5 protein-coding genes are annotated in these 6073 nt (G+C 73.2%); 3 read left to right on the top strand and 2 right to left on the bottom strand.

Features of this window, described 5'->3' with window-relative positions:
* The coding region (locus KS423_RS36095) for a TetR/AcrR family transcriptional regulator (RefSeq protein WP_224283969.1) at nt 1-514 on the bottom strand (514 nt) is incomplete at its 3' end.
* 192 nt (nt 515-706) lie between these two features.
* On the opposite strand from KS423_RS36095, the gene KS423_RS36100 reads away from it, so the two are divergent.
* The 3 genes from KS423_RS36100 (at nt 707) to KS423_RS36110 (ending at nt 4201) form a co-directional block, all read left to right on the top strand.
* Nucleotides 707-2137, top strand: coding sequence for a condensation domain-containing protein (locus KS423_RS36100; RefSeq protein ID WP_224283970.1), 1431 nt, complete (start codon nt 707-709; stop codon nt 2135-2137).
* Nucleotides 2138-2171: 34 nt separating this feature from the next.
* A complete protein-coding gene (locus KS423_RS36105) occupies nt 2172-3275 on the top strand; it encodes an alkene reductase (protein WP_224283971.1) in 1104 nt (367 codons plus the stop codon).
* A gap of 116 nt (nt 3276-3391) precedes the next feature.
* Nucleotides 3392-4201: an aminoglycoside N(3)-acetyltransferase gene (locus KS423_RS36110; protein ID WP_224283972.1), complete on the top strand. Its 810-nt coding sequence runs from the start codon at nt 3392-3394 to the stop codon at nt 4199-4201.
* A gap of 57 nt (nt 4202-4258) precedes the next feature.
* On the opposite strand, the gene KS423_RS36115 is transcribed toward KS423_RS36110, so the two are convergent.
* Nucleotides 4259-5788 (bottom strand): M1 family metallopeptidase, encoded by a 1530-nt coding sequence (locus tag KS423_RS36115; protein ID WP_224283973.1) that lies wholly within the window; start codon nt 5786-5788, stop codon nt 4259-4261.
* Nucleotides 5789-6073: the final 285 nt, after the last annotated feature.

Here is a 6073-nt window from a genome sequence, read left to right on the forward strand (position 1 = left end):
CCGGGGCGTCGACGCCCGGATCGACCGCCCGGTCCAGCGCCCGCAGGCCGAGCAGCGCGGCCGCGACGCCCGTCGCCACCTGCCCCTGCCCGGGCCCCGGCCCGTCCCCCAGCACCCGGACGATCGCCTCGTCCAGCACCGCGAACGACTCCGCCACGATGCGGGCCACGTCCCGGTCCCGCGGCGCCCGTTCGACCAGCGCGAGCAGCAGCAGGTCCAGCGCCGGCCCGTGGACCTCGTCCCGCAGCGGCCCGCTCAGCAGCTCGTACCGGTCCTCGGCCTCGGCCTCGGCCATCCGGGCGGCCAGCGCGGCGATCCGGTGCTCCAGCGACCAGCCGAGCGCGGCCAGGTAGAGCCCGCGCTTGCTGCCGAAGGTGCGGTAGAGGCTGTTCCGGTGCACCCCGAGGCCGTTGACCAGGTCGTCGACCGAGATGCCGTCATAGGCCCGCGCGGCGAACAGGTCGGCGGCCCGGCGGACCACCTCGGCCTCGTCGAAGTTCCTCGGACGTCCCATGCCCCGGACGGTACGCCTTTGGGGAACGGTCAGTCAAGAACAATCATTCCCAAATTCCAAGCGGCCCGCGGCAGGGGCGGCGGCGCAGCCCTCGACGCACGGCGGGCGGTGCGCCACACTCTCCCCAGCAGCACCCGCGCTCCCAACGCACCGGCACGACACAACGACCACCGCACTACGGAGAGCCGATCGGTGACCACTCACCAACTGCTGGAGATCGCCTTCTCGTCCGGACGGGCCGGGTCCGGACCGGCCACCTGGGGCCAGCGGGCCATCTGGGACGCCGTACGACAGCTGCCGCCGGCCGACGCGCCGCGCTACAACATCGCCACCGCGGCGCCGCTGGACCCGGGGCTGCCACTGCCCGTCCTGCTCACCGCAGTCGAGCAGCTGCTGCACCTGCACGACTCGCTGCACACCCGGCTGCTGCCGGACGGCACCGGCGGCCTCCGCCAAGTCGTCGACGGCGAAGGCACCTTGGGAGTCCACCTCCAGCCCGCGGGGGAGCACGAGGACCCGGCCGTGCTCGGCGCCCGGCAGCACGAGGAGCTGGCGGCGCAGGCCTTCGACACCGCCACCCAGTGGCCGGTCCGGATCGGCGCCGTGACGGCGGGCGGTCTGGTCCGGCACATCAGCCTGGTGCTCTCGCACACCGCGGTGGACGGCTCCGGGATGAGCCGGCTGGTCGCCGACCTGTCCGCGCTGTGCCTCGGCAGCTCCCCCGAGGAGTCGGCCGAGCTGCACGGGCCCGCCCGTCAACCCCTGGAGGAAGCGGAGTTCCAGACCTCCGAACGGGGTCTGCGGCGCGACGAGGGGGCCCGCAAGCAGTTCGTGCGCAAGCTCCGGCTGGGCCCGCCCCGGCTCTTCCCGCCGGCCGCCGGGCAGCCCGCCGCCCGGTTCCCGAACGCGGTGCTCCGCTCCCCCGCCCTGCCCCGGGCCGTCGAACGGGTGGCGGCCAGGCACCGGGTCAGCACCGGCTCGGTGCTGCTCGCCGCGACGGCCGCGATGACCGCCCGGCTCGCCGGCTCGACCGAGGCCGTGCTGAACGTCGTGGTCAGCAACCGCTTCCTGCCCGAAATGGCCAACCTGGTGAGCGTGGTCGCGGGCGACGGGCTGTTCCATCTCCCGGACGCCACCGCCGAGTTCGGCGAGGTCGTGCGCCGCACCCACGCCGCGGCGATCGGCACCTACCGCCACGCGTACTACGACAAGGTCGCCCTGGCCGCCGAGATCGTCGGGCTGACCGCCGAGGGGGTCCGACTCGCCGACCGCTCCTGCGTGTTCAACGACACCCGGGAGCTGCTCCCGGCCACGGCCGACCCCGGCGTCGACCGGACCACCCTCAGCTGGCCGGTGGAGTTCGAGCCGCGCCCCGGCCTGACCTACGCCCTGGACGTCCTGCGGTCCGCCGAGGCACTGAGCCTGGCCATGACGGCGGACCCGGCCGTGCTTCCGCGCTCCGCGATGGAGCGGTTCCTCTACGGCATCGAGGAGTTGATCCTCGCCGAGGCCGACACGGACACCGACACGGACGCCGACGCGAACACCGGACCGACCACCGACGCGAAGGCGGACACCGCGACCGCCGCCGAGACCGGGCCCGGGACCGCCGAGCACGCTTGAACCTGACACTGGTGTCAAGTTCTACCGTACCGGCATGACCACGACCACCACCGCATCCCTGCTCACCCCGTACCGCCTCGGCCGGCTCGACCTGCCGAACCGCGTCGTCATGGCCCCGATGACGCGGTACCGGGCCGCCGAGGACGGTACGCCACTGCCCGTCGTCGCCGAGTACTACGCCCAGCGCGCGAGTGCCGGCCTGATCGTCACCGAGGGCATCTGGCCCAGCCGCCAGGGCCAGTCCGGCTGGCGCCTGCCCGGCCTGGAGACGCCCGCGCACGTGGCCGGCTGGCGCGCGGTGACCGAGGCCGTGCACGCCGCCGGCGGGCGGATCGCCGCCCAGCTGATGCACGGCGGGCGCCAGGGCCACCCGCTCAACCGGCTGCTCGGCGACGTCCCGGCCGGCCCGTCCGCCGTCCCGGCCCCGGGCCCGGTGCACGTCAAGGACGGCGGCAAGGCGGAGGCCGTCACCCCGCGCGCCATGACCCGCGAGGAGATCCGCCGCACCATCGCCGACCACGTCGACTCCGCCCGTCTGGCCCTCGCCGCCGGCTTCGACGCCGTCGAACTGCACGGCGCCAACTCCTACCTGATCCACCAGTTCCTGGCCGACAACACCAACCTGCGCACCGACGAGTACGGCCCCCGCACCCTCGTCGACCGCCTGCGCTTCCCGATCGAACTGGTCACCGCCGTCGCCGAGGCCATCGGCCCCGATCGCCTCGGCCTGCGTCTGTCCCCCGGCAACCCGCAGTTCGGGATGTACGAGGCCGACCCCGCCCCGGTCTACCGCGCGCTGCTCGCCGAACTCGACGGCCTCGGCCTGGCCTATCTCCACCTCACCGACAACGACGACTACCCGGCCCTGGCCGACCTGCGCCCGCGCTGGTCCGGGCCGCTCATCGGCAACGTCGGCGAGAACCGCGCCGCCACCGACCGCGAGCGCGGCGAGGCGGTGCTGACCGCCGGCCTGGCCGACCTGGTCTCCTACGGCCGCGCCTTCATCGCCAACCCCGACCTGCCCGAGCGGCTCGCCGTGAACGCCCCGCTCACCCCCGTCGACCCCACCCACCTCTACGGCCAGGAGGCCACCGGCTACACCGACTACCCGCGGCTGCGGCCGGCCGGCCGGCTGTGAACCGGCCGGCGAGTCGGCGCAGGAGGCCCCCGTCCTGACCGACTGTCAGTGACACCCGCTATGGTCGGCCCCGAACGATCCCAGCACGAACAGCACCGCCGTCACCAGGGGGCACCATGACCACACCGGGCACCGGCCCACTCACCACCGCCGACCTCGTGGAGGGCTGGCGCCGGGTGGGCGTCCGGGAGGACATGGCGCTGATCGTGCACTCCTCGCTCTCCAGCCTCGGCCGGGTCGAGGGCGGCGCGGCGGCCGTGGTGGCCAGCCTGCGCGAGGCGGTCGGGCCCGACGGCACCGTCGCCGCTCCCACCTTCACCTCCGACACGGTCCGCGACCCGGCCCCCGGGCACAGCGGCCCACCCGGCCCCGAGGTCGCCGAACTCCGGTCCGCCGTACCGCTGTTCCACCCCGGGCTCCCCTGCGCCACGGGCGCGGTGGCGGAGGCGCTGCGCACCCTGCCGGAGAGCCTGCGCAGCGCCCACCCGCAGGTCTCGGTCGCCGCCGTCGGTGCGCACGCCCGGGAGGTCACCGCCCGGCGCTCGCTCGGCTTCGCCGTCGGCCGGGAGTCGCCGTTCGGCGCGCTGCACGACCTCGGCGGGCACGTGCTGCTGGTCGGCGTCGGCCACAACCGCAACACCTTCCTGCACTACGCCGAGACCTTCGCTCCCAACCGCCGGCTCAAGCTCCGCCGCTTCCCGATGGCGATCCAGGGCGAGCGGGTCTGGATCGAGGCGCCGGACGTGGGGGACGACAACGACACCCACTTCCCGGTCGTGGGGCGGGAGTTCGAGGAGCGGGCAAGCATCCGCGAGGTCCTGGTCGGCGACGCTCCCTGCCGGCTGATCCCGGTCCGCGAGCTCATACCCTTCGCCGTCCGCCGCCTCACCGAGCTGCTGGCGGCCGGCGGCCCCACAGCGGCATAGGCCGGGCCGACGGTCCCCGCAGTGCGCGCGGAACCGCCGGCCCGTCCCCGCATGCCGTCAGTTACGGGCTTCGTGCACCGAGGTGGTTTCCTGGATCTTCTTCCAGGACTTCGGCTCGGCCGGCAGCCGCCCCTCGGCCCGGTCCGCGCCCGGCGCCGGCGAGGCCGCGGCCGCGGTACCGGCCGGCACCGGTCCGACGGCGGGCTTGCTCGGGGTGAACAGCCAGGTGTTCAGCAGGTCGCCGAGCTTCTGGCCGGAGACCTCCTCCGCGTACGCCTGGAACTCCGGGATGGTGGCGTTGCCGTAGCGGCGCTCGGTGGGCCAGCCCTTGAGGATCCGGAAGAACTTCTCGTCCCCGACGGCGTTGCGCAACGCCTGGATGGCCACCGCTCCGCGGTAGTACACCGCACCGGAGAACTGGTTCTCCTCTCCCGGATCGCCCGGCTTGACGGTCCAGAACGGGGCGTCGGCCGGGTACAAGGCGTAGATGTAGTCGGCCAGCTCCTGCGCGGTGCCCTCGTTCTCGTGCTCGGACCAGAGGAACTGGGAGTACTCGGCGAAGCCCTCGTTCAGCCAGATGTCGCTCCAGCGGGAGAGGGAGACGCTGTCCCCGTACCACTGGTGGGCCAGCTCGTGCACGACCACCTGGGTGTTGGAGCCCCGGGCGAACAGCCCTGGGCCGTAGGAGACCCGGGTCTGGGTCTCCAGGGCGCCACTGGACTGGGTGTTGGCGACGTAGCCGCCGACGGAGCTGAACGGGTACTCGCCGAAGTAGCCGCTCAGCCAGTCCACCAGCTCGCCGGTGCGCTCGATGCTCGCCCGGGCCGCGTCGGCGTTGTCGCCGAGGTCCTTGCTGTACGCGTTGTAGACCGGCAGCCCGCTCGCCGTGGTGTCCTGGGTCACGTCGAACTTGCCGATCGCCAGCGTCGCCAGGTACGTCGCCTGCGGCTTGTTCTCGCGCCAGCTGTAGCGGGTCCAGCCCGCCTGCGAGCTGGTGCCGGTCAGTACGCCGTTGCTGATCACCTGGTTGCCGTCCGGCACCATGACCGAGACGTCGAACGTCGCCTTGTCGCTCGGGTGGTCGTTGCTCGGGAACCACCACCCGGCCGACACGGGCTCGCCGGCCACCACCGCACCGTCCGGGGTGCGGCGCCAGGCGGTGTAGCCGCCGTACTTCTGCACGGTGGACGGCACGTCCTTGTACCGCACCACCACGGTGGCCTGGCTGCCCTTGGCCAGCGGCCGGGCGGGGGTGATCTCCAGCTCCTGGTCGCCACTGGTGGCGAAGGTCGCGATCCGGCCGTTGACCCGGACCTCGGAGACGTTCAGTGCGAAGTCGAGGTTGAACCGGGAGAGGTCCTGGGTCGCCGTGGCGAGGATGGTCGTGGTGCCCTCCAGCTCGTCGGTGGCGGGCTGGTACTTCAGCCGGATGTCGTAGTGCGAGACGCGGTACCCGCCGTTGCCGAGGGTCGGGTAGTACGGGTCCCCGAGCCCGTCCGCGCCGGGTTGGAAGCCGGAAGCCGAGGCGGGGACGGCCAGGAACAGGCTCAGGGCACTGGCAGCAGAGACGATCAGTCTCTTGCGCACGTGGTCCTCCAGGGATCACAGGAACGATTGGGTTGAACCGATCCTTGTCCCGGCAACCCCTCGCCCACTCCCCGATCCTGAGTTCTTCGTGAAACGAAACGCGCCGGAATGACGGCTCCGCAGCGGTGCCGCGGAGCCGTCACGCCGGACAGTCCGACATGTCGTCAGTTGTGGGCCTCGTGCACCGAGTTGGTTTCCTGGATCTTCTTCCAGGACTTCGGCTCGGCCGGCAGCTTCCCCTCGGCCCGGTCCGCGCCCGGCGCGAGCGCGGCCGCGGCCGCGGCC

Source organism: Streptomyces sp. LS1784 (genome assembly GCF_020103755.1).
GTDB lineage: Bacteria > Actinomycetota > Actinomycetes > Streptomycetales > Streptomycetaceae > Kitasatospora.